Genomic DNA, 24,622 nt, shown 5'->3' with positions numbered 1-24,622 from the left:
GTACATATTTATTACATGCGGCGATTACTCGTCTTTTTGCCCCGGCTGCTGGCGGCCAAAAATAACTTCCATGCGCGCGCCACCCAGCAGGCTATCGCCTGCAATAATCTGCCCGTCATACTGTTCGGTGATTTCTCGCGCCACCGCCAGTCCAACGCCTTGCCCTGGTCGTAACGTATCGACACGTTGTCCACGGTCAAACACCACTTCCCGTTTGCTTTGCGGAATACCTGGACCATCATCTTCAACCAGAATGTGTAGCTGATCTTCGGACAGATGCGCTGAAATCTCGACAAACTCCAGACAATATTTACATGCGTTATCCAGCACGTTGCCCATCACTTCAACAAAATCGTTCTGTTCGCCCACAAAACTGATTTCGGGTGAGATATCGAGATTTATGTTCACGCCTTTACGCTGATACACCTTATTTAGCGCCGAGGTGAGTTTATCCAGCAACGGCGCGACCGGATGCAGTTCGCGGCTAAGCAGCACGCTGCTGCCACGCATGCTGGCGCGATGCAGGTAATAGCCAATCTGCTGGGAAATACGGCTGATTTGTTCCAGCATGATGGGTTCCGCGTCGCTTACGTTCATTTTTTCATTACGCATCGAGCGGAGCGTACTCTGTAATACCGCCAGCGGTGTTTTCAGGCTATGGGTGAGGTCTGTTAACGTCGTACGGTATTTGTCGTAGCGCTCGCGTTCGCTTTTTAAAAGTCGATTAAGATTGCGGACCAGGCTGGTCAGTTCGCGCGTGGTGGCGGGGTTTAACATCTCTCGATGATGTTCCTCAAGCTCACGGACTTCACGCGCCAGCGATTCGATGGGCCGCAGACTCCACCAGGCGGCTACCCATAACAGCGGAATGACCAGCAACAGATTGGCGACCAGCACATAAATAAACCAACTCCATACCATATACGAGCGCTTTAGCTCAATAGGAATGGTATCGACAACCACTATGGTCAACTGTGGCATTCTGGCAGTGGCGGGGTAGACGTTCACGGCGACCGAGTGGGTCATTTCGGCATCGTCATCATCTTCTCTGACTTCTTTTAGCTGCTGCTGAGCGGAATGATCTTCGCCCAGTAAGGTGCTGGTGGCATCTACATTGGCTTCAATCTCATGAAAACCGTTCGCTTTTAGCCATTCCGGTTGGATACTGTGCGTCAGCCAGGGAACATTGCGCTGCGCCCACAACAACTCACCGTCTTCGTTATAGATCAGCGACATTGTTGGGCTTTGCATATCGAGATTCTCGGGCAGCTCGACGTTTATCTTACCGTTCTCCCATTTTGCCAGGGTATAGAACAGGTTACTTTCACCCCGCAGCAGGCGGAACGTTGTTTTATCAAAGCTGACGCTGTAACCCACCAGGGCAACCATGCCGTAGGCCAGCGAAAGCACCAATACCACGCCCGCGGTTGCCAGTAAAAAGCGCAACCGCAGTGATAACGGGAATAAATGACGCAATAATTTATTCATTCGCGCAGTTCAAACAGATATCCCTGGCCACGCACGGTGGTGATGACATCATCCGGGTATTGCGCCTGTATTTTTTTACGCAGACGCCCCATCAGAACATCAATGGTGTGGCTTTCACGCAGCTCGGCATCCGGGTAAAGCTGTAACATGAGCGAATCTTTACTGACCACTTTGCCGTTATTACGGATAAGTGTTTCCATAATGGTGTATTCGAACGCCGTGAGCTTGATAACTTCATCATTGACGGATAACTCGCGTCGAGAGAGGTCCACCTGGAAAGGAGGAAGAGAGATAATCTGCGATGCCAGACCGCTGTTGCGACGCATAAGTGCCTGCATGCGCGCTGCCACCTCTTCGATATGAAACGGTTTTGTGACGTAATCGTCGGCTCCGGCGCTGAGTACTTCCACCTTGTCCTGCCAGCCTTCACGCGCGGTTAACACCAGAATCGGCAACGAAACCTCATTGCTACGCCAACGGCGGATCAATGACAAACCGTCTTCATCGGGGAGTCCTAAATCAACGATCGCGATATCCGGCAGATGTTCATTCAGATAATAGTCCGCTTCCTTCGCATCTTCTGCATCATCCACCTGATGCCCTAAATCCTGTAACTGAACCTTGAGGTGGTGGCGTAATAAAGCATTATCCTCGACAACCAGTACGCGCATCATCGTTTCTCCCTAAAATAACGGTATAAATAGTTTAACGCTGATTATGAAGATTGAAAGCAGCGCTATGAAATTAAACAATATCTTCCCATGCGAGGGCGCATATCTCGCCTGGCCTCATCCTTGTATGTACGGCAACAATGATGATTAATGCCTGGCTACGGGGAAGGGCGGCTATCAGTACCTGGTACTCATGAATTAAAAGTGGGTCGGGTCCATTTTTAGATAACTTGAGTCGCGACACTCCTTCATAAGGAGCATGCAATATAAACTGGCTTCGGTTTGCGAGCTTAAGCATTTCTGATAAAACTGCCTTCTGTTTATTGACTGTTGAGGGCGCGCGGCCCTGTCTGGCCAGATTCGGCATTGCCGGGTTAATAATTGTCCCGGTCAGTCACTCCTTTCGGTAATGCAAAATGTCGGCATGCTCAATATCTACCAGACGGGCATTTTCTGCGATTACACGCTGTAACGTATTTACGACCGAAGTAAGCGGTAGCAGCGTTGCACCAGATACCTCTAAGGCTTTGGTGTCTGTAAAAAAATCACTTAGTTCTTTAAACGTGGTGATTTTTTTTGTTGTGATGAACTTCTTAAGCGCTTTGGATTCCGGGAAACGTTCCGCATAGTCGAACTTACCGAGCTGTATTTCACTTGTTATGAGCGCACGAAGATTTCCAGCTTTTTTGATGTTGCTGCTGTTCACTGTCCAGCCCCGAAGGACTTCGCGGCAACGTATGCCGCGATAGGTAAATATGATCCGTTTAAAATGAACGATACCAATCGTATTTTTACCGAATCAACCCCGAGGATGCTCAAAACATCATCTGGCCTGAATCTCCATTGACTATATTACAGACTTATGTAAAACGATGCCGAGACTGATTAGAATCAGCATTGTTCATACATCAGCTAAAGATTATTTTCCTATTAGAGAGACTTTTAATCTTCTTGATAAAGTAATTAAATCTTTCCTTCCGAATAGTTTAAACAGATTAAACCAGCGGTTCTTACCCAAGTAATTTAGTTTTATTAATTGGGGGTTGTAATGGTAGCACATTATAAAAATACCCTGATCGTCATCAACTATGTTATTTTTGAGGGTTTTTATTTGACACTAGACAAACTAGTTTGTAAAATTCCTTCCATTTTTTTTGTGTTGCTACGATTGCCCCACCAATAATATAGGAGCGATTGTTAATCATGTGGTCAAAAACCTGATGGATAGTTTTGACTGTCAGGCCTTTTTTAACTGTAAAGAAATTAACTTTGTTTCGGTCGAAAGGATAATCCCATCGAGATAACCCTCTGGTTACTTCTGCACTACGGCAGTAACCAAAGTCAACCCATGCAACCATATCATTATTTACAAGATTTAACTCTATAGCTCTGTTGACAAAATATGTTTTCAGATTGCAAACCAGTGCATAGTCTGGGGACCAGTATTCGGGATTAATCAACTGGCGAGTTTCAAGCTTGCTTATGAATTCGACATCTTTTTGAATCTGCGAAATTATTTTTTTAATATGTCGAAATTTTTTATTAATATCTAAAGCCACTACAACAGTGTTTTTCCCGTGTCTAATTTTTTCAACTTTGGGTTTAAGTTCACTGGATGTAAAAATGACCATATCATTATCTAATTCAGACAGGTTTTTAAAATACTGAATATAGGTATCAGATGTTCTCTCTAAATGAGGAGAGAAACCTTTATTACTCGTCCAGTCTCCTCGTCCTATATCGAAAAACGCTGTAACTATGGTAATAGATGAATTCATTTTCATACAACCCGTGTTTTATACCTATCCAATAACTACTAAAATGTTGAATACATATTTATTATGTCTGTCATATGGAGGCATTCTATCAGTATCAACATGAGGCGGGAAGCATCATGTGATATTTAAAATGAAAAACAATGGGTTGCACTTATCGAATTTTTGAGGATTTCAACGGATATACCAAATAACAGGTTAGCACAATGTATTATTTAATGATAAATAATACATGGCGGTATTATTTACTTTGCAACTGTCTGTTTTTTATAATATATGATAACCATAGGTTGCTGAATTAAATAAAACAGTATTCCTTCCATGATATTTGGAGTAATAACGGACATCATTAAAGATGACTAGGCTGGCCAATTGATAGTGAGCAGAAATGAGAGTTGCTGCAACCACGGTGTAAACAAGAGTATGATTGCGTCTCACAGGTTAATGTTCGTTAGTGCGAGTAATGATGCCACGATGTAGCGATATTGAAATGGCCTGGCATGCTTAGATACATGGAGAACCGAATGCCCGGAAGACTGTCACCACACAGTGGTTCGTCCAGGAACTGATCAAGGTTAAATGGAACTGGACGATGAAACACGCTAACGACTGGATCGAGTGGTATGTGGCAATGTTATTCAGGATGGGTCGTTCATGAAATAAAAAGCCGGATAAGGTGATAGCCTCCATCCGGCTAAAATACGCATTAGCTCGCCTGTTTTTTCATCATGCTGAAGATAAACAGCAGCGCAGCACACAGCACCACGGAAGGACCTGCCGGGGTGTCATAGAAGGCCGAGAAGGTCAGCCCGCCTGTAACCGCTATCATTCCCACACCAACGGCAACCCCTGCCATCTGTTCTGGCGTACGGGCAAAGCGACGGGCGGTTGCCGCAGGGATAATAAGCAGCGAGGTGATAATTAACGCCCCGACAAATTTCATCGCCACACCAATAGTTAATGCTGTGACCAGCATCAGCAGAAGCTTAACGCGTTGCAGCTTCACGCCATCCACAAATGCCAGATCCGGACTGATGGTCATCGACAGCAGGTTGCGCCACTGCCAGAACAAAATCGCCAGAACGATAACCACCCCAATGGCGATGGAGATAAGATCTTCTGGCGTCACGGCGAGCAAATCACCAAACAGATAGGCCATCAGATCTACACGGATGTTGGACATCAGGCTGACGACAACCAGCCCTAATGACAGCGCACTGTGGGCCATAATGCCCAATAAAGTATCGATCGCAAGGTGAGGGCGCTTTTCCAGCCATACCAGACCGCCTGCCAGCAACAAGGTGACGACGATGACCGCATAGAAAGGGTTTACATCCAGCAGCAGGCCAAAGGCGACCCCCAGTAGCGAAGCGTGGGCCAGCGTATCACCGAAATAAGACATTCGACGCCAGACCACAAACGAGCCGAGCGGGCCAGCGGCACAGGCCAGCATGATCCCGGCTAACCAACCGGGTAATAACAATTCAATCATGAGTGACCATTTCCCCGGCGTAAGACGATACGACCCTGTAAATCGTGGCGGTGATTATGATTATGACGGTAAATTCCGAGTTGTTCGGCACCGCGTTGTCCGAACATTGAGATGAATTCCGGGTGCATGGAAACCACTTCCGGCGCACCAGAACAACAAATATGATGGTTCAGGCACAGTACCTCATCGGTTTTTGCCATCACCAGATGCAGGTCATGAGAAACCATTAGTACGGCGCAATCCAGTTCACGTCGCAACTGATCGATAAGATCGTACAGTGCGACCTGCCCATTGACATCCACGCCCTGGGTTGGCTCATCAAGCACCAGTAGCTGAGGTTTATTCAATAAAGCACGGGCCAACAGGACGCGTTGTGTCTCCCCGCCAGAGAGTTTTTGCATCGGCGCATTCATCAGATGTCCGGCCTGAACACGCTTCAGTGCCGGAAGGATATCTTCTTTTTTGGTGCCGGGACGTAGGCGCATAAACCGACTTACCGTCAGCGGAAGCGTCGTATCGAGGTACAGTTTTTGCGGCACATAGCCAATCCGCAATCGACCATTACGCTTGATAACTCCCTCATCAGCCTCTACCAGCCCTAATACAACGCGCACCAGCGTAGATTTCCCGGCACCATTTGGGCCGAGAAGCGTCAATATTTTACCGGGTCGAAGTTCAAGCGATACGTCAGAGAGGACGCGGCGTTGACCATAAGAGACCGAGACATTTTCCAGTGAAACCAAAGTCGTCATATCAATTTTAGTCTTGCAGAAGTTATAGAATGTTATAATATCACAATTCTCACATTCATTACGATGATTGGTCGCATTATGTTACATAAAAATACGCTTCTTTTCGCAGCATTATCCGCTGCTCTTTGGGGTAGTGCAACACAGTCGGCAAATGCCGCTGTCGTGGCCTCTCTTAAGCCACTGGGGTTTATCGCTTCAGCCATTGCTGACGGGGTTACTGACACCCAGGTTCTGCTGCCTGACGGGGCTTCCGAACACGATTACTCATTACGTCCTTCAGACGTAAAACGCTTACAGGGCGCGGACTTAGTCGTTTGGATTGGACCTGAGATGGAAGCGTTTATGGAAAAATCAGTCAAGAATATTCCTAACGCAAAACAGGTAACGATTGCGCAGCTCAATGACGTGAAACCGTTACTCATGAAAGGTGCTGACGACGATGATGACGATCATGGACATAATGATGCCGGCAGTGAAAAAAGTGACGAGCATCACCATCACGGCGATTACAACATGCATCTTTGGCTTTCCCCAGAGATAGCACGGGCCTCAGCGGTTGCAATCCATGAAAAATTAGTGGAACTTATGCCGCAAAGTCGAGCCAAACTTGACGCCAACCTGAAGGATTTTGAGGCACAATTAGCCGCAACCGATAAGCAGGTAGGTAACGAGCTCGCGCCGCTCAAGGGAAAAGGTTACTTCGTTTTTCATGACGCCTATGGCTACTACGAAAAACACTACGGGCTAACACCGCTTGGTCACTTTACCGTGAACCCTGAGATTCAACCTGGTGCGCAGCGTTTACATGAAATAAGAACACAGTTGGTTGAGCAAAAAGCAACCTGCGTTTTTGCTGAGCCACAGTTCAGGCCAGCGGTCGTTGAAGCCGTCGCGAGAGGGACATCCGTTCGAATGGGAACGTTGGATCCGCTCGGAACGAATATCAAACTGGGTAAAACAAGCTATTCAGCGTTTTTGAACCAATTAGCCAACCAGTATGCGAGCTGCCTGAAAGGAGATTAATGAGGAAGTGATTACGTGCAACAGATAGCCCGCTCTGTCGCTCTGGCATTTAATAATCTGCCGCGGCCCCATCGCGTTATGCTGGGGTCGCTTACCGTACTGACATTGGCCGTCGCTGTCTGGCGGCCCTATGTTTACCATCCTGATTCTGCACCTATCGTCAAAACTATCGAGCTGGAAAAAAGCGAGATTCGTTCACTATTGCCTGAGGCCAGCGAACCTATCGATCAGGCCGCTCAGGAAGACGAAGCTATCCCACAGGACGAACTGGATGACAAAACGTCTGGTGAAGCCGGCGTGCATGAGTATGTTGTCTCCACGGGCGATACGCTGAGCAGTATTCTGAATCAGTACGGCATCGATATGGGTGACATCAGCCAGCTCGCGGCTTCCGACAAACAACTGCGTAACCTGAAAATTGGTCAGCAACTTTCCTGGACGTTAGGCGCGGAAGGTGATTTGCAGCGCCTGACCTGGGAAGTCTCCCGTCGTGAAACCCGTACTTACGATCGCACCGCGACAGGTTTTAAAATGAGCAGCGAAATGCAGCAGGGCGATTGGATTAACAGCCGAATCAAAGGCACCGTGGGCGGAAGTTTTGTCGCCAGTGCCAAAGATGCCGGACTGACCAGCTCTGAAATCAGCGCAGTGATTAAGGCCATGCAGTGGCAGATGGATTTCCGCAAACTGAAAAAAGGCGATGAGTTCTCGGTACTGATGTCTCGCGAAATGCTGGACGGTAAACGTGAGCAAAGCCAACTGCTGGGCGTACGCTTGCGTTCTGAAGGCAAAGATTATTACGCAATCCGTGCTGAAGACGGTAAGTTCTATGACCGCAACGGTACCGGACTGGCGAAAGGCTTTATGCGTTTCCCGACGGCTAAGCAGTTCCGCATCTCTTCCAACTTTAACCCGCGTCGTCTGAACCCGGTGACCGGACGCGTTGCGCCGCACAAAGGTGTCGATTTTGCGATGCCGCAGGGGACGCCGGTGCTGTCGGTGGGTGATGGCGAAGTGGTTGTAGCGAAGCGCAGCGGCGCAGCCGGATACTATGTTGCGGTTCGTCATGGTCGCACCTATACCACGCGTTATATGCACCTGCGTAAGTTGTTGGTCAAACCAGGACAAAAAGTGAAACGTGGCGATCGTATCGCGCTGTCTGGCAATACCGGGCGTTCAACGGGTCCGCATCTGCACTACGAAGTCTGGATCAACCAGCAGGCAGTGAATCCTCTGACGGCGAAACTGCCGCGCACAGAAGGCCTGACCGGCTCGGATCGTACCGATTACCTGGCACAGGTGAAAGAGGTTGTTCCTCAGTTGCGTTTCGATTAATTAACACGCTGACAGAGCCGGTACGCTATGCGTGCCGGCTTTTTGTGCACAGAAAACCCCCAGCTAGGCTGGGGGTTCCGGAAAGCTTTCAGCTTTGGGCCAGTTATTAAAACCCCTTTTGATTTGTTAAAACACATTGCGGTCTGGCAACTGCAAATGTTTAACAAGAAATCAAAAGGGGGTCCCAATGGGGGACGAAAAGAGCTTAGCGCACACCCGATGGAACTGTAAATATCACATAGTTTTTGCGCCCAAATACCGGAGACAAGCATTCTACGGTGAGAAACGCAGGGCGATAGGCAGCATCTTAAGAAAGCTGTGTGAGTGGAAAAACGTGCGGATCCTGGAAGCGGAATGCTGTGCGGATCATATCCATATGCTTGTGGAAATCCCACCCAAAATGAGCGTATCCGGCTTTATGGGGTATCTGAAAGGGAAAAGCAGTCTGATGCTGTATGAACAGTTTGGGGATATGAAATTCAAGTACAGGAATAGAGAGTTCTGGTGCCGGGGATACTACGTAGATACGGTGGGTAAGAACACGGTGAAGATACAGGAATACATAAAGCACCAGCTTGCAGAAGATAAAATGGGTGAGCAGTTATCGATCCCTTATGCGGGTAGCCCGTTTACGGGCCGTAAGTAACGAAGTCTGATGCAAATGTCAGATCGTATGCGCCTGTTAGGGCGCGGCTGGTAACAGAGCCTTATAGGCGCATCCGAAAAACCTCCGGCTATGCCGGAGGATATTTATTTATTTTGTACGGCGCATCGCGCGCCGCTACACTATCAGCAGATCTACTTTTCGCCGCACCAGACACTGGAAGAGCATGGAAACGAAAAAAAAGAATATTGAATATATCCCCGAGTTTCACAAATCATTTCGCCATCCGCGCTACTGGGGTGCATGGCTGGGTGTGGCGGCGATAGCAGGCATTTCGTTAACGCCAGCATCATTTCGCGATCCAATTCTGGCAAAGCTTGGAAGAATGGTCGGGCGGCTGGGAAAAAGCTCGCGTCGCAGAGCACTGATCAATTTATCCCTCTGCTTTCCTGAGCTCAGCGAAGCTGAGCGTGAAGCTATTGTCGATGAGATGTTTGCGACTGCACCTCAGGCGATGGTTATGATGTCGGAACTCGCCATACGCGGCCCGGAAAAAATTCAGCATCGGGTTGACTGGCAGGGGCTGGAAATCATCGAAGAGATGCGTCGCAACGATGAAAAAGTGATTTTTCTGGTTCCTCATGGTTGGGGTGTAGATATCCCAGCGATGCTGATGGCTTCCCAGGGACAGAAAATGGCTGCGATGTTCCACAATCAGGGAAATCCGGTATTCGATTATGTCTGGAACACGGTACGCCGTCGTTTCGGTGGTCGTTTGCATGCGCGTAATGATGGCATCAAACCGTTTATTCAGTCTGTACGTCAGGGATATTGGGGATACTACCTGCCGGATCAGGACCATGGCCCTGAGCACAGCGAGTTTGTGGATTTTTTTGCTACCTATAAAGCCACGTTACCGGCGATTGGCCGCCTGATGAAGGTGTGTCACGCCCGTGTGGTGCCGCTGTTCCCGGTATACAATGGGAAAACGCATCGCTTAACGATTCAGGTTCGTCCTCCGATGGATGACATCCTGACGGCGGATGACCACACCATTGCCAGACGAATGAACGAAGAAGTGGAAATCTTTGTGGCGCCGCATCTCGAGCAATACACCTGGATTCTAAAACTGCTTAAGACGCGTAAACCGGGTGAAATTGAGCCTTATAAGCGTAAAGATCTTTATCCGAAGAAATAAAAAAAAGCCTCTCAAACGAGAGGCTTTTTTACATCAAACGGGGCGTTACTCGACGGTCAGAATACGCGTGGTATTCGTTGAGCCAATGGTGCTCATGACATCGCCTTGCGTCACAATGACCAGGTCGCCGGAAACCAGATAGCCTTTATCGCGCAGCAGATTCACTGCTTCACTGGCGGCAACGACGCCGTCAGTTTCGCTGTCAAAGTGAACTGGGGTGACGCCGCGATACAAGGAAGTAAGATTCAGCGTACGTTCATGACGAGACATCGCGAAAATCGGCAGACCAGAACTGATACGTGAAGTCATCAGCGCAGTACGACCGGATTCCGTCATTGTGATGATAGCGGTGACCCCTTTCAGGTGGTTAGCGGCATACATCGCTGACATGGCAATCGCTTCTTCAACGTTATCAAACTGCACGTCAAGGCGGTGTTTAGAAACATTGATGCTCGGGATCTTCTCAGCACCCAAACAGACGCGTGCCATAGCCGCGACGGTTTCAGCTGGGTACTGACCTGCTGCAGTTTCTGCTGAGAGCATAACGGCATCGGTACCGTCGAGGACGGCGTTAGCCACGTCCATCACTTCCGCACGGGTCGGCATTGGGTTGGTGATCATCGACTCCATCATCTGCGTGGCGGTAATGACCGCACGGTTCAGCTGACGTGCGCGGCGAATCAACGCTTTCTGAATACCTACCAGCTCAGGATCGCCAATTTCAACGCCCAGGTCGCCACGCGCCACCATCACCACGTCGGAGGCAAGGATGATGTCATCCATCGCATTCTGGTCGCAGACGGCTTCTGCACGTTCTACCTTGGCGACAATTTTCGCATCGCAGCCAGCGTCGCGCGCCAGACGGCGGGCATAGTTCAGATCTTCGCCGCAGCGCGGGAAGGAGACGGCCAGATAGTCAACGCTGATTTGCGCAGCGGTGACGATGTCGGCTTTGTCTTTTTCGGTCAGGGCTTCAGCAGAGAGACCGCCGCCCAGTTTGTTAATGCCCTTATTGTTGGACAGCGGGCCACCGACGGTAACTTCGGTGAAGACTTTCATGCCCTGAACTTCCAGCACTTTAAGCTGTACGCGACCGTCGTCGAGCAGCAGGATATCGCCTGGGACGACGTCAGCAGGCAGTCCTTTATAATCAATACCGACTTTTTCTTTGTCGCCTTCGCCTTTGCCGAGGTTGGCGTCTAACAGGAACTTGTCGCCAACGTTAAGAAATACTTTACCTTCTTTAAAGGTTGATACGCGGATTTTAGGTCCCTGCAGGTCACCCAAAATAGCTACATGACGTCCCAGTTTTGCGGCAATTTCACGGACTTTATCCGCCCGCAGTTTGTGATCTTCTGGAGAGCCGTGAGAAAAGTTCATACGTACGACGTTCGCACCCGCGGCGATAATCTTTTCAAGGTTATTATCGCGGTCAGTTGCCGGGCCTAACGTGGTAACGATTTTGGTTCTGCGAAGCCTTCTGGACATGTAATACTCCGTTGACTGAAACAACTTGGTGTTGCGTGAACATTAATCCGGTCGTTCTCAAATATTAACGGTAAATGAACGACCCGGATGATAAAAGGGTAGAACATTGTTATTGCTTTTAGCGGTCATCACTCTTGATGAGTAATTCTTTATCAAAACGCGATTCCTTGAGCGCTTCCTTGACACGCTTCAAGTTATCTCTAAATTTTGCCCCACGGCGCAAAGTAAATCCTGTAGCCAGCACATCTATCACGGTCAGTTGAGCAAGTCGAGAGACCATGGGCATATAAATGTCAGTATCTTCCGGTACATCGAGAGTAATTGCCAGCGTTGCTTCACGCGCCAGTGGCGTGCCGGGAGAGGTGAGGGCGATAACCATGGCGTCATTTTCCCGCGCCAACTGCGCCAGTTCCACCAGACTTTTGGTTCTTCCGGTATGAGAAATAAGCACAATGACGTCATCGTCGCTACAATTCATGCAACTCATGCGTTGCAGAACAATATCGTCGGAATAGATTACCGGTACGTTAAACCGGAAAAATTTATTCATTGCGTCATGCGCCACTGCGGCAGAAGAACCGAGGCCAAAGAAGGCAATTTTTTTCGCCTGAGTTAATAAATCTACGGCCCGGTTTACCGCTGCGTTATCCAGCGACTGGCGGACGTGGTCGAGGCTTGCCATCGCTGACTCGAAGATTTTCCCCGTGTAAGATTCTACGCTGTCATCCTCATCCACATTGCGATTAACATATGGGGTGCCATTTGCCAGACTTTGCGCCAGATGCAGTTTAAAATCAGGGAAGCCGCGGGTATCCATGCTGCGACAGAAACGGTTCACCGTCGGTTCGCTGACATTGGCTTCCACAGCAAGTGTGGCGATGCTTGAATGGATTGCCCGCTCGGGAGAGGCAAGAATAATGTCGGCGACTTTACGCTCTGACTTGCTCAACTGTTCCAGTTTTAACTGGATTTTTTCCAGCATATTCATGATGTAGGTAGACTCATGGGTCATGGGCAAAAACGATTTCAATGATACGGAGAAATCGGGGCATAATTTCGTGTATAGATATTACCCCTGCTAATGCAGCAACGGGGCAAAATGGACAGAATAGTTGTTGTTTTTTTTCATTACATGATCGGAGTCGGGTTTTCTTACGTCTTCAGGGGTACGAAAAAAGACGACTTTTTTGTCCAATTTGCGACGGCAAACGCCCATAAAGCGACTGTTCGCGGTAACAGCACGGCTGGATAAGCGTTTACGGTTTCCGGATTCACGTAAAAGCAGTACAGTGCACTGTAATAAAATTACAACCAGTGTCTGGCAAAAGCACCAGGCACTTAATTGAGGAGAATGACATGGCGGTAACGCAAACAGCCCAGGCATGTGATCTGGTCATTTTCGGCGCGAAGGGCGACCTGGCGCGGCGGAAATTGCTGCCTTCCCTGTATCAATTGGAAAAGGCCGGCCAGATTAACCCGGAAACCCGTATCATTGGGGTAGGGCGTGCCGACTGGGACAAAGCAGCCTATACCAAGGTTGTGCGTGAAGCGCTCGAAACCTTCATGAAAGAAAAAATCGACGAAGGTTTGTGGGAGACTCTCAGCGGTCGTCTGGAGTTTTGTAATCTGGACGTCAATGACACCGCCGCGTTTAGCCGTCTGGGCGAAATGCTGGATCAAAAATCACGTACCACCATTAACTATTTCGCGATGCCGCCAAGCACCTTTGGCGCGATCTGCAAAGGCTTGGGTGAAGCAAAGCTGAATGCTAAACCAGCCCGTGTTGTGATGGAAAAACCGCTGGGTACATCGCTGGCAACATCCCGTGAAATCAACGATCAGGTCGGCGAGTATTTCGAAGAGTGTCAGGTTTATCGTATCGACCACTATCTTGGCAAAGAGACGGTCCTGAACCTGCTGGCACTGCGTTTTGCCAACTCCCTGTTTGTGAACAACTGGGATAACCGCACTATCGATCACGTAGAAATTACCGTGGCGGAAGAAGTGGGTATTGAAGGCCGCTGGGGCTATTTTGACCAGGCAGGTCAAATGCGCGACATGATTCAGAACCACCTGCTGCAGATCCTGTGCATGATTGCGATGTCTCCGCCGTCCGATCTGAGCGCCGACAGCATTCGTGATGAAAAAGTGAAGGTACTGAAATCGCTGCGTCGTATCGATCGTTCGAACGTACGTGAAAAAACGGTTCGCGGTCAGTACACCGCGGGTTTTGCCCAGGGCAAAAAAGTGCCGGGGTATCTGGAAGAAGAAGGCGCGAACAAGAGCAGCAACACGGAAACGTTTGTGGCGATCCGTGTGGATATCGATAACTGGCGCTGGGCGGGAGTTCCGTTCTACCTGCGTACCGGTAAACGTTTACCGACGAAGTGCTCTGAAGTGGTGGTTTACTTCAAAACGCCTGAGCTGAATCTGTTCAGAGAATCCTGGCAGGATCTGCCGCAGAACAAGTTGACCATCCGTTTGCAGCCTGATGAAGGTGTCGATATCCAGGTACTGAACAAAGTGCCGGGTCTGGATCACAAGCATAATCTGCAAATTACCAAGCTTGATCTGAGCTATTCCGAAACCTTCAATCAGACGCACCTTGCCGACGCCTATGAGCGCCTGCTGCTCGAAACAATGCGCGGAATTCAGGCGCTGTTTGTGCGTCGTGATGAAGTTGAGGAAGCATGGAAGTGGGTCGACTCAATTACCGAAGCCTGGGCGATGGACAACGACGCGCCGAAGCCGTATCAGGCAGGGACCTGGGGCCCGGTTGCTTCTGTGGCGATGATTACCCGAGATGGTCGTTCCTGGAACGAATTCGAGTAAAATATCATCTAGCCCATAGGTGTTATTTTACCGGTAACATGATCTAACACAGATTGTAGAATAATTTTTGCACTTTTAAGCTCCGCGTGGATTCACCCGCGGGGCTTTTTTTATTACACTGCCTGAAACGATTTTGCCCCTGAGCTACGGCCAACAAGCGATTCAGCTATTTTTACCCAACTGAAACACATTGTTGATCCAACGCTCTGACAGATAAATTTTAGGAGCCTCTATGAATCCGAATTTGTTACGCGTAACACAACGTATCGTCGAACGTTCTCGTGACACACGTTCCGCCTACCTCGCCCGTATTGAACAAGCGAAATCAACTACCGTTCATCGCTCGCAACTGGCATGCGGTAACCTGGCGCATGGTTTTGCTGCGTGTCAGCCGGACGATAAGGCCTCGCTGAAAAGCATGCTGCGTAACAATATCGCGATCATTACCTCCTATAACGACATGCTTTCCGCGCATCAGCCGTATGAACACTATCCGGCCATCATTCGTAAAGCACTGCATGAAGCCAATGCAGTAGGCCAGGTTGCTGGCGGTGTACCTGCAATGTGCGACGGTGTGACCCAGGGACAAGATGGGATGGAGCTTTCTCTGCTCAGTCGTGAAGTGATTGCGATGTCTGCTGCAGTGGGCCTTTCCCACAACATGTTCGACGGCGCGTTGTTCCTCGGCGTGTGCGACAAAATTGTCCCGGGCCTGGTAATGGCTGCGCTGTCATTTGGTCATCTGCCGTCAATCTTTATTCCTTCCGGTCCGATGGCGAGCGGTCTGGCGAACAAAGAAAAAGTGCGTATCCGTCAGCTGTATGCTGAAGGTAAAGTCGATCGCATGGCGCTTCTTGAATCCGAGGCGGCGTCTTATCACGCTCCGGGTACCTGTACGTTCTACGGCACGGCGAACACTAACCAGATGGTAGTGGAGTTTATGGGTATGCAACTGCCTGGCTCCTCATTTGTACATCCTGATGCGCCGCTGCGTGAAGCGCTGACCGCGGCTGCAGCCCGTCAGGTAACACGCCTGACCGGCAATGGCAATGAATGGATGCCGATCGGTAAAATGATCGATGAAAAAGTGGTAGTGAACGGTATTGTGGCGCTGCTGGCGACCGGGGGCTCTACCAACCATACGATGCACCTGGTGGCTATGGCGCGTGCGGCCGGGATTCTGATTAACTGGGATGATTTCTCCGATCTGTCCGATATCGTGCCGCTGATGGCGCGTCTGTACCCGAATGGTCCGGCAGATATTAACCACTTCCAGGCGGCGGGTGGCGTGCCGGTGTTAATGCGTGAACTGCTTAATGCGGGTCTGCTACATGAAGATGTGAACACCGTTGCCGGATTCGGTTTATCCCGCTACACCATGGAACCGTGGCTCAACGAGGGGGAACTGGACTGGCGCGAAGGGGCGGTGAAGTCTCTGGACAGCAACGTGATCGCCACCTTTGACCAACCATTCTCCCACCACGGCGGCACCAAAGTGCTGAGCGGTAACCTCGGGCGTGCGGTGATGAAAACGTCGGCGGTACCGGTAGAAAACCAGATTATTGAAGCACCGGCAGTCGTCTTTGAAAGTCAGCATGATGTGTTACCCGCTTTCGATGCCGGTCTGCTTGACCGGGATTGCGTGGTGGTTGTACGCCATCAGGGACCAAAAGCGAACGGAATGCCAGAATTACATAAACTCATGCCGCCACTTGGTGTATTATTGGACCGTTGTTTCAAAATTGCGTTAGTTACCGATGGACGACTTTCAGGTGCTTCAGGTAAAGTGCCTTCAGCAATCCATGTAACCCCGGAAGCCTATGATGGCGGGCTGCTGGCAAAAGTACGCGATGGCGACATCATTCGTGTGAATGGACAGACAGGTGAATTGACGCTGCTGGTGGATGAAGAGGAACTTGCCTCCCGTCAGCCACACATTCCTGATCTCAGCGCATCGCGCGTGGGTACGGGACGTGAAATGTTCAGCGCGTTGCGTGAAAAGCTGTCCGGTGCGGAGCAGGGCGCAACCTGTATCACTTTTTAAGACTTATTTTGTAATCAGGCGAGAGAAAACTCTGATGAAAAACTGGAAGACAAGTGCAGAAGCAATCCTGACCACGGGCCCGGTTGTACCGGTTATCGTGGTTAATAAACTGGAACACGCGGTGCCAATGGCAAAAGCGCTGGTTGCAGGGGGCGTGCGCGTTCTGGAAGTGACCTTACGTACCGCATGTGCGATGGATGCCATTCGCGCGATCGCAAAAGAAGTTCCCGACGCTATCGTGGGTGCGGGTACCGTACTGAATCCACAACAGCTGGCTGAAGTCACTGAAGCGGGTGCGCAGTTTGCTATCAGCCCGGGCCTGACCGAGCCGCTGCTGAAAGCTGCAACTGAAGGCACTATTCCGCTGATCCCAGGCATCAGCACCGTGTCTGAACTGATGCTGGGTATGGACTACGGTTTGAAAGAGTTCAAATTCTTCCCGGCGGAAGCCAACGGCGGTACTAAAGCGCTGCAGGCAATTGCGGGTCCGTTCTCTCAGGTCCGTTTCTGCCCAACCGGCGGTATCTCTCCAGCGAACTACCGTGATTACCTGGCACTGAAAAGCGTGCTGTGCATCGGTGGTTCCTGGCTGGTTCCGGCAGATGCCCTGGAAGCTGGCGATTACACACGCATTACCAAGCTGGCTCGTGAAGCAGTAGAAGGCGCGAAGCTGTAATAACGCAAAATGCCCGGTAATCATTACCGAGCCTGCGAGTCTGAAACGGGCCATCTGGCCCGTTTTTTATCCTGCGACTTTCACCTGTGCCGCCGCGTCTTTCGCGCGTGTCACCGCGTCTTCAATACTCTGCGCTGTGGCCAGCACAACGCCCATACGACGGCTCCCGTCGATGTCCGGCTTGCCGAAGAATCTGACTTGCATACCTGTGCCCACAGCGGCCTGTACGTTATCAAACGTGACATTCTGGCTGGTAAGCTGCGGCAGAATAACGGCGGAAGCAGAAGGCCCATACTGACGGATTGCGCCAACCGGCAGACCGAGAAATGCGCGTACATGCAGGGCAAACTCAGACAGATCCTGCGAAATCAAGGTCACCATACCCGTGTCGTGAGGGCGAGGGGAAACTTCGCTGAAAATGACCTCATCACCGCAGACAAATAGCTCTACCCCAAACAGACCGTGGCCGCCCAGCGCCAGCACCACCTTACGGGCAATCTCCTGCGCTCGAGCCAGCGCCAGGTCACTCATCTGCTGCGGCTGCCAGGATTCGCGATAATCGCCATCTTCCTGACGATGTCCTACCGGTGCGCAGAAATGTACGCCATCAACGGCGCTGACGGTAAGCAGGGTGATTTCAAAATCAAAATTCACTACGCCTTCGACGATAACGCGTCCGGCACCTGCTCGGCCGCCTTGTTGAGCATAATTCCAGGCTTCAGTGAGTCGATCGGCGGAACGAATAAAGCTCTGTCCCTTACCGGAGGAACTCATTACCGGCTTCACGATGCAGGGATAGCCGATTTCGGCGACGGCCTCGCGAAAGCGGGCTTCGCTGTCAGCAAAGCGGTAAGAAGAGGTCGGTAGAGATAATTCTTCGGCGGCGAGACGACGGATTCCTTCGCGGTTCATGGTCAACTGCGTCGCTCGGGCGCACGGCACGATGTTGTGACCGTCTTGTTCCAGTTTTACCAGCATATCCGTGGCAATCGCCTCTATTTCCGGCACGATATAATGTGGTTTTTCACGCTCGACGAGCTGGCGTAAAGCATCGCCCTCCAGCATGTTGATTACGTATGAGCGATGGGCAACGTGCATGGCTGGCGCGTCGGGGTAACGATCCACGGCAATGACTTCCACACCCAGGCGTTGGCATTCAATCGCCACCTCTTTACCCAGTTCACCTGAACCTAATAACATCACTCGCGTTGCTGCGGGACGCAGCGCTGTGCCTAATAACGTCATAAATTAATCCCCTGTTTTATCTGGGCGCAGTATATACGAAAACGTTTGCGTCTGTCTTTATTACCAGGTTGATTTCAAGGTGCAAAAAGAATATACTGTACATAAATACAGGTGATTTAAGAGGCTGCAAAAATGGCGGTTGAAGTTAAATACGTAGTCATTCGGGAAGGTGAGGAAAAAATGTCGTTTACCAGCAAAAAGGAAGCCGATGCGTATGACAAAATGCTTGATACAGCAGATTTGCTCGACACATGGCTGGAGCAATCGCCGGTAGCGCTCGAAGACGAGCAGCGCGAAGCGCTTTCCCTGTGGCTGGCTGAGCAGAAAGATGTGCTGAGCGCCATTCTGAAAAACGGCAAGCTGCCCTCTCCGCAGGCGGTCGAAAACGATGCGCACGCTGAGGATGATACTCAGGCTGCCTGAAACGACTTGCGCTCCTGACGTTTTGTACCATGCTTTTCCCTGAATCATTGTGCAATCCCTGACGTCTTTTCACGTTGCAACAGGCAACCTGAAGGACGAAGGGGAGATTAAGGAGAAAAGAATGTATAAAAAAAGAGCGTTGTTGAGCCTGCTGTTGTTATCTGCCAGCGTATCTGTATTTGCGGCAAATATGGAAAGCAAGAAAGTTCAGTTCCCCAAGTGCGAAGGACTGAATGCTGACGGTATCGCGGCGAGCGTGAAACGTGATTATCAGCAAAATCGCATTGCGCGCTGGGCTGACGATCAAAAACGCGTCGGGCAAGCCGATCCTGTCGCCTGGGTCAATACGCCCGATATTACGGGTAAAGATGGGAAATGGTCAGTTCCCCTCACGGTTCGCGGTAAAAGCGCGGATATTCACTACCAGGTAAAAGTCGACTGCAAAGCCGGAACGGCGGAGTATCAGTCGCAGTAACGAAGGTAGAAGGTATTTGCACTTCTTTTGATGACCTGAACACTTCCTGACATCCCCTCGGGTACGCTTTGATGATTATTCGTCTGTACTTGAGGGCAACATGGCTAACTGGCTGAATCAACTTCAATCTCTTCTTGGGCAAAAAGGATCTTCCGCGTCATCTTCTGGTGAGCAAGGGCTGAGTAAACTTCTGGTTCCCGGCGCGTTAGGCGGTCTGGCAGGATTACTGGTTGCCAACAAATCTTCACGGAAATTACTGAGTAAATACGGCACCAGCGCGCTTCTGGTGGGCGGCGGTGCGGTTGCCGGTACCGTGTTATGGAACAAATACAAGGATAAGGTTCGCGCGGCGCATCAGGGTGAGCCGCAGTTCGGTGCACAAAGCTCGCCGCTGGATGAGCGAACCGAACGACTGATCCTGGCGCTGGTTTTTGCGGCGAAAAGCGATGGTCATATTGATGCCAAAGAACGTACCGCCATTGAGCAGCAGCTCCGTGAAGCAGGCGTGGAAGAGCAGGGCCGTGTTCTGATCGAACGCGCCATTGAACAACCGTTAGATCCTCAGCGCCTGGCACAAGGGATCCGCAACGAAGAAGAGGCGCTGGAAATTTACTTCCTGAGCTGTGCAGCGATTGATATCGACCACTTTATGGAGCGTAGCTATCTGAACGCGCTGGGCGATGCGTTGAAGATCCCGCAGGATGTTCGTGAAGGCATTGAACAGGATCTCAAGGAACAAAAACAGGCTTTACCAGGTTAATTACTTACCGTTAAGGCGCATGTTTCGCTTGCATCATTGCTGTCTTTTGCCACCCTTATAGGATGTTTAAGCAAAAGAACAATGACATGCTACCAAAAGCTTCTCGTATCCCCCACGCCATGACGAATCATGGCGATACCCGCGTTGATAATTATTACTGGCTGCGAGATGACATCCGCTCGCAGCCAGAAGTGCTGGATTATCTGCAACAAGAAAATGCGTATGGCCGCCAGATTATGGCCTCGCAGCAGGCATTGCAGGATCGCGTCCTGAAAGAGATTATCGACCGTATCCCGCCTCAGGATGCTTCCGCCCCCTATGTGAAGAATGGTTATCGCTACCGGCATATTTATGAACCCGGGTGCGAATATGCCATTTATCAGCGTCAGTCTGCCTTCAGTGAAGAGTGGGATGAATGGGACACCTTGCTGGATGGTAACCAGCGCGCGGCCCACAGTGAGTTTTATACGCTGGGGGGACTGGCGATATCTCCGGATAACACCATCATGGCGTTGGCCGAAGATTATCTCTCTCGTCGGCAATATGGCGTGCGTTTTCGCAATCTGCAAAGCGGTAACTGGTATCCGGAAGTGCTGGAAAACGTTGAAGCGGATCTGGTCTGGGCGAATGACTCGCAAACCTTCTATTACGTGCGCAAACACGCAACGACGCTGCTCCCGTATCAAGTGTGGCGGCATACCGTCGGCTCGCCGTCATCACTGGATGAGCTAGTGTATGAAGAAGCCGATGACATGTTTTATGTCAGTCTGCATAAAACGACCTCGTTACATTATGTGGTTATTCATATCGCCAGCGCGACCACCAGTGAGGTTTTGCTGCTTGACGCAGAACTGGCGGATGCCGAGCCGTTAGTCTTTTTAGCGCGACGCAAAGATCACGAGTACAGTCTCGATCACTATCAGCATACGTTTTATCTGCGTTCCAACCGGCAGGGTAAAAATTTCGGCCTGTACCGTACCCGTGTGCGTGATGAACAAGCCTGGGAGACGCTGATCCCGCCGCGCGACAGCGTCATGTTGGAGGGCTTTACGCTGTTCACAGACTGGCTGGTGGTGGAAGAGCGTCAGCGGGGCTTAACCAGCCTGCGACAGATTAATCGTAAAACGCGCGAAGTGGTCGGCATCGCTTTTGATGATCCGGCGTATGTGACATGGCTAGCCTATAATCCAGAGCCGGAGACATCGCGTTTGCGTTATGGCTATTCCTCCATGACCACACCGGATACGCTGTTTGAACTGGATATGGACACCGGAGAGCGTCGCGTACTCAAACAGACGGAGGTCCCAGGATTTGATGCGGCGAACTACCGTAGCGAACACGTCTGGATCACCGCGCGTGATGGCACCGAGGTTCCGGTTTCGCTGGTTTACCATCAAAAGTATTTCCTGAAAGGGAAAAACCCGTTACTGGTCTACGGCTATGGCTCGTATGGCGCCAGCATGGACGCCGATTTCAGCAGCAGCCGCTTGAGCTTACTGGATCGCGGCTTTGTTTATGCCATTGCTCATGTGCGTGGCGGCGGCGAGTTAGGACAGCAGTGGTACGAAGACGGTAAGTTTCTGCTCAAGAAAAATACCTTCAATGACTACCTCGACGTCTGCGACGCGCTGCTAAAAATGGGTTATGGCGCGCCTTCGCTGTGTTATGGCATGGGGGGGAGCGCCGGAGGAATGTTAATGGGTGTTGCCATTAATGAGCGCCCGGAACTCTTCCATGGCGTCATTGCGCAGGTGCCTTTTGTCGATGTGGTGACCACGATGCTGGATGAGTCCATTCCCCTGACGACCGGTGAGTTTGAAGAGTGGGGGAATCCGCAGGACGAAGAGTATTACACCTACATGAAAAGCTACAGCCCGTATGACAATGTTACAGCGCAGGATTATCCTCATCTGCTGGTTACGACGGGATTACACGACTCCCAGGTGCAATACTGGGAACCGGCAAAATGGGTGGCAAAACTGCGCGAGCTGAAAACGGACGATCGTCTGCTGTTACTCTGCACGGATATGGATTCCGGGCATGGCGGAAAATCCGGGCGTTTTAAATCATACGAAGGCGTGGCCCTGGAATACGCGTTTTTGATCGGACTGGCGCAGGGGACACTGCCTGGGCAGGCATCTGCTCAGGCGTTATCCAGATAGTGCTTTAGCGTTAAGCGCAGCTCCGGGCTCATACTGTCGAGGTTATTAAATAACCAGCGCAGATAGCCCGGATCGCGTTCAGCCACTTCGGATACAGGTTTTCCGCGATACTTGCCGAAAGTGAAAGTAGTGAGTAACGCAGGACGGCCGGTAATATCGACCATCTGTTCTGCTGACCAGCCTGACGTCTGTATGATGTCGATCAGCAGTGCCGCGGTGATGTAGCAGTCGTACAGGGCACGGTGATGATGCAGGCCAGCTGGCGTCTGCACGCTCAGCTTGCGCGATTTATACAGCGCCATGTTGCTGTATTTGATTCCTGGCCACAAACGACGGGAGAGTTTCATGGTGCAAATCCACTCCCCGGGCATGTCGGGTAATACGCGGCGATCAAAACTTGCATTGTGCGCCACGTACCATTCGCTGCCGTAATATTGTGGGATGACATCTTCAATCCACGGCTTATCGGCCACCATCGCTTCCGTAATGCGATGAATTGCCATCGCCTGAGGGCTGATGGGGCGGTCAGGACGCACCAGGTGGCTCATGGGATTGACTATTTTTCCGTCAACCACATCGACAGAAGCAATCTCAACAATGCCTCCCTGCAGACCACAGGTTTCTGTATCTATTATGCGCAACATGCCATGCTCCTGACCCAAAACGATTAGCGTAAAGGAATGATATCACCTTGCCAACCCCGTGGCGTGCGTTGACCGGTTAAGAGTAAGGAACCGCTGTCTGCGCGAACAATCAATCGACCTTGCTCATCCCATAACGCGCTGCTGCCACGCGCATTGGCCATTAATACCGCGATGGCAAATTTATGCGAGAAACTCTGTAGACGAGATGTGGAGGAGAGCAATTCGGGCTCACTGACAGACTGACTGCTGGTGAATAGCGAGTACGCCGGGTCGATATCGATACCTTCCGGCTGGCTATCCACAACGCTGATGGCATTTTGCTGTCTGGCGATACAGGCTCCGTGGCTCTGATGAAACGTTAAGGGGGAGGTCATCCAGGGAGAGAAAAGCGCGATACCTTTTACGAACCGATTGTTATGTTCTACCGATAGCCCCGCAATAATCGTCATGCGATAAGTCACGGCTGCATGAGCGAGAGGTTCTAACAACGCTTCATCGGGTGGGGCAGGGAGCGCGTCATTCTCATCAACACAACCCAACAGGGAAAGGGAGGGGAAAACCAGCAATTCACATTGGCATTGAGCGGCTGCCTGAATGAATTGCAGGTGATGTGCGACATGTTCGGTAACTGAGGTTTGAAGAGGTTCGTACTGTGCTGCTGCGATTTTCCAGTGTGACATAATGATTTCCTTTTCATAGTGTCTACAACCATCTTTAAAGTATAGATTAAGAATATACTTATACTGTAGCAGGCATCATGTAAGGAATCGTAACGTAATATAAGTTTTATTTAACTTTAGGCTCGTAGGGTAAACGTGAAAGGGAAACGGATGCCAGACGGTGCGCGATCAGTCTTTCCCGAAACCAGTCGCGTAAATGTTCGGGCTGTTCACGCTCAACGACTTCGGCAACAACCGGCATGTTGTATCGCTCCTTAAATGCGACACCCGCCGCGGCCAGGTCAACATTGACCTTATCCATTTCAGCTTGCTCAAGTTTGGCCAGATTGATGTTCATGGGCTTCTCCTTTTCTCTGTCTTTCGGCGCGCAAAGTTACTAAGAGTGTGCATTAATGGCAAGACCGAAATGATGATTCTCGACTCGATCATTGTAGAAGGTTATTCTCTATAGATTAGACATAACAAAAAGGAATAGTTGAAATGGCTTCATCTGCATCTATGCTTCGCAACGCTCTCATCGTACTCGCCAGCGTTCTGGCAACTCCCGCCGCCCTGGCTCATGCTCACCTGACAAAACAAAGCCCGGCGGCTAATGCCGATGTTGCGGTATCTCCTCAGGCGTTGACGCTGAATTTCTCTGAAGGTGTCGAGCCGGGATTCAGCGGCGCAACGCTGACAGGCCCAAACAAAGAACAGATCAAAACGGGTAAGGCATCGCGCAGTGAACAGGACAAAACACAACTGATTATTCCGCTTGCTCAAACGCTTGAGGCCGGAAAATATACTGTCGACTGGCACGTCGTCTCCGTGGATGGTCATAAGACAAAGGGGCAATATACCTTTAGCGTGAAATAA

23 protein-coding genes and 1 pseudogene are annotated in these 24,622 nt (G+C 50.5%); 12 read left to right on the top strand and 12 right to left on the bottom strand.

Going from position 1 to position 24,622, the window contains the following annotated elements:
• Positions 1-24 precede the first annotated feature (24 nt).
• From phoQ to znuC, 6 genes and pseudogenes are all read right to left on the bottom strand, one after another.
• Complete coding sequence (phoQ, locus tag HV237_RS14485; protein WP_047359313.1) at positions 25-1,488, bottom strand: two-component system sensor histidine kinase PhoQ; 1,464 nt, start codon at positions 1,486-1,488, stop codon at positions 25-27.
• Positions 1,485-2,159: a two-component system response regulator PhoP gene (phoP, locus tag HV237_RS14480; RefSeq protein ID WP_047359312.1), complete on the bottom strand. Its 675-nt coding sequence runs from the start codon at positions 2,157-2,159 to the stop codon at positions 1,485-1,487. The genes phoQ and phoP overlap by 4 nt, the downstream gene beginning before the upstream one ends.
• 394 nt (positions 2,160-2,553) lie before the next feature.
• A complete protein-coding gene (locus HV237_RS26205; protein ID WP_048338898.1) occupies positions 2,554-2,865 on the bottom strand; it encodes a DUF3596 domain-containing protein in 312 nt (103 codons plus the stop codon).
• Positions 2,866-3,078: 213 nt separating this feature from the next.
• Positions 3,079-3,937: pseudogene (gene yibB / locus HV237_RS14470) on the bottom strand (protein YibB).
• Between the two features lie 703 nt (positions 3,938-4,640).
• Positions 4,641-5,426 (bottom strand): zinc ABC transporter permease subunit ZnuB, encoded by a 786-nt coding sequence (znuB, locus tag HV237_RS14465; RefSeq protein ID WP_016152760.1) that lies wholly within the window; start codon positions 5,424-5,426, stop codon positions 4,641-4,643.
• Positions 5,423-6,178, bottom strand: coding sequence for a zinc ABC transporter ATP-binding protein ZnuC (gene znuC / locus HV237_RS14460; protein ID WP_016152761.1), 756 nt, complete (start codon positions 6,176-6,178; stop codon positions 5,423-5,425). The genes znuB and znuC overlap by 4 nt, the downstream gene beginning before the upstream one ends.
• 78 nt (positions 6,179-6,256) lie before the next feature.
• Between znuC and znuA the strand changes: the two genes are divergently transcribed.
• From znuA to lpxM, 4 genes are all read left to right on the top strand, one after another.
• Complete coding sequence (gene znuA / locus HV237_RS14455; protein WP_019076521.1) at positions 6,257-7,201, top strand: zinc ABC transporter substrate-binding protein ZnuA; 945 nt, start codon at positions 6,257-6,259, stop codon at positions 7,199-7,201.
• 15 nt (positions 7,202-7,216) lie between these two features.
• Positions 7,217-8,536, top strand: coding sequence for a murein DD-endopeptidase MepM (gene mepM, locus HV237_RS14450; protein ID WP_047359311.1), 1,320 nt, complete (start codon positions 7,217-7,219; stop codon positions 8,534-8,536).
• Positions 8,537-8,723: 187 nt separating this feature from the next.
• On the top strand, positions 8,724-9,182 hold the full coding sequence (gene tnpA / locus HV237_RS14445) for an IS200/IS605 family transposase (RefSeq protein WP_079778750.1): 459 nt from the start codon (positions 8,724-8,726) through the stop codon (positions 9,180-9,182).
• 184 nt (positions 9,183-9,366) lie between these two features.
• Positions 9,367-10,338 (top strand): lauroyl-Kdo(2)-lipid IV(A) myristoyltransferase, encoded by a 972-nt coding sequence (gene lpxM / locus HV237_RS14440; RefSeq protein WP_047358574.1) that lies wholly within the window; start codon positions 9,367-9,369, stop codon positions 10,336-10,338.
• Positions 10,339-10,383: 45 nt separating this feature from the next.
• On the opposite strand, the gene pyk is transcribed toward lpxM, so the two are convergent.
• Both pyk and HV237_RS14430 read right to left on the bottom strand, forming a co-directional pair.
• On the bottom strand, positions 10,384-11,826 hold the full coding sequence (gene pyk / locus HV237_RS14435; RefSeq protein WP_016152765.1) for a pyruvate kinase: 1,443 nt from the start codon (positions 11,824-11,826) through the stop codon (positions 10,384-10,386).
• 118 nt (positions 11,827-11,944) lie between these two features.
• Positions 11,945-12,814, bottom strand: a complete 870-nt coding sequence (locus HV237_RS14430; protein WP_019076523.1) for a MurR/RpiR family transcriptional regulator — start codon at positions 12,812-12,814, stop codon at positions 11,945-11,947.
• 368 nt (positions 12,815-13,182) lie between these two features.
• On the opposite strand from HV237_RS14430, the gene zwf reads away from it, so the two are divergent.
• From zwf to kdgA, 3 genes are all read left to right on the top strand, one after another.
• The gene (gene zwf / locus HV237_RS14425) at positions 13,183-14,658 is read left to right on the top strand and encodes a glucose-6-phosphate dehydrogenase (protein WP_003034896.1); all 1,476 of its coding nucleotides are present in this window, start codon (positions 13,183-13,185) and stop codon (positions 14,656-14,658) included.
• 232 nt (positions 14,659-14,890) lie between these two features.
• On the top strand, positions 14,891-16,702 hold the full coding sequence (gene edd, locus HV237_RS14420) for a phosphogluconate dehydratase (protein ID WP_047358576.1): 1,812 nt from the start codon (positions 14,891-14,893) through the stop codon (positions 16,700-16,702).
• A gap of 34 nt (positions 16,703-16,736) precedes the next feature.
• Positions 16,737-17,378, top strand: coding sequence for a bifunctional 4-hydroxy-2-oxoglutarate aldolase/2-dehydro-3-deoxy-phosphogluconate aldolase (kdgA, locus tag HV237_RS14415; RefSeq protein WP_047358577.1), 642 nt, complete (start codon positions 16,737-16,739; stop codon positions 17,376-17,378).
• A 66-nt stretch (positions 17,379-17,444) separates the two neighbouring features.
• Here kdgA and purT read toward each other — a convergent pair whose 3' ends face one another.
• Entirely contained in the window at positions 17,445-18,623 is a 1,179-nt protein-coding gene (gene purT / locus HV237_RS14410; protein WP_047358578.1) for a formate-dependent phosphoribosylglycinamide formyltransferase, read from the bottom strand.
• A gap of 132 nt (positions 18,624-18,755) precedes the next feature.
• Here purT and yebG point away from each other — a divergent pair, with 132 nt between their 5' ends.
• The 4 genes from yebG (at position 18,756) to ptrB (ending at position 22,443) form a co-directional block, all read left to right on the top strand.
• The gene (gene yebG, locus HV237_RS14405) at positions 18,756-19,046 is read left to right on the top strand and encodes a DNA damage-inducible protein YebG (protein WP_003833810.1); all 291 of its coding nucleotides are present in this window, start codon (positions 18,756-18,758) and stop codon (positions 19,044-19,046) included.
• 121 nt (positions 19,047-19,167) lie between these two features.
• Positions 19,168-19,521, top strand: coding sequence for a protein YebF (gene yebF / locus HV237_RS14400; RefSeq protein WP_016152770.1), 354 nt, complete (start codon positions 19,168-19,170; stop codon positions 19,519-19,521).
• Positions 19,522-19,621: 100 nt separating this feature from the next.
• Entirely contained in the window at positions 19,622-20,281 is a 660-nt protein-coding gene (locus tag HV237_RS14395) for a tellurite resistance TerB family protein (RefSeq protein WP_016156220.1), read from the top strand.
• A gap of 86 nt (positions 20,282-20,367) precedes the next feature.
• Entirely contained in the window at positions 20,368-22,443 is a 2,076-nt protein-coding gene (gene ptrB / locus HV237_RS14390) for an oligopeptidase B (protein ID WP_181541564.1), read from the top strand.
• Here ptrB and exoX read toward each other — a convergent pair.
• The 3 genes from exoX to HV237_RS14375 form a co-directional block, all read right to left on the bottom strand.
• Positions 22,425-23,087 (bottom strand): exodeoxyribonuclease X, encoded by a 663-nt coding sequence (gene exoX / locus HV237_RS14385; RefSeq protein ID WP_016152773.1) that lies wholly within the window; start codon positions 23,085-23,087, stop codon positions 22,425-22,427. The genes ptrB and exoX overlap by 19 nt on opposite strands.
• Before the next feature lie 23 nt (positions 23,088-23,110).
• On the bottom strand, positions 23,111-23,767 hold the full coding sequence (locus HV237_RS14380; RefSeq protein ID WP_016156222.1) for a carbon-nitrogen hydrolase family protein: 657 nt from the start codon (positions 23,765-23,767) through the stop codon (positions 23,111-23,113).
• A gap of 106 nt (positions 23,768-23,873) precedes the next feature.
• The gene (locus HV237_RS14375; protein ID WP_003034925.1) at positions 23,874-24,104 is read right to left on the bottom strand and encodes a DNA polymerase III subunit theta; all 231 of its coding nucleotides are present in this window, start codon (positions 24,102-24,104) and stop codon (positions 23,874-23,876) included.
• Between the two features lie 143 nt (positions 24,105-24,247).
• On the opposite strand from HV237_RS14375, the gene yobA reads away from it, so the two are divergent.
• Positions 24,248-24,622, top strand: coding sequence for a CopC domain-containing protein YobA (yobA, locus tag HV237_RS14370; RefSeq protein WP_046276426.1), 375 nt, complete (start codon positions 24,248-24,250; stop codon positions 24,620-24,622).

Origin of the sequence: Citrobacter sp. RHBSTW-00570, assembly GCF_013739755.1 — a bacterium.
Classification (GTDB): Bacteria; Pseudomonadota; Gammaproteobacteria; order Enterobacterales; family Enterobacteriaceae; genus Citrobacter; species Citrobacter braakii.
Note: the sequence above shows the minus strand (reverse complement) of the source record. Positions and strands in the feature narration are given on the sequence as shown.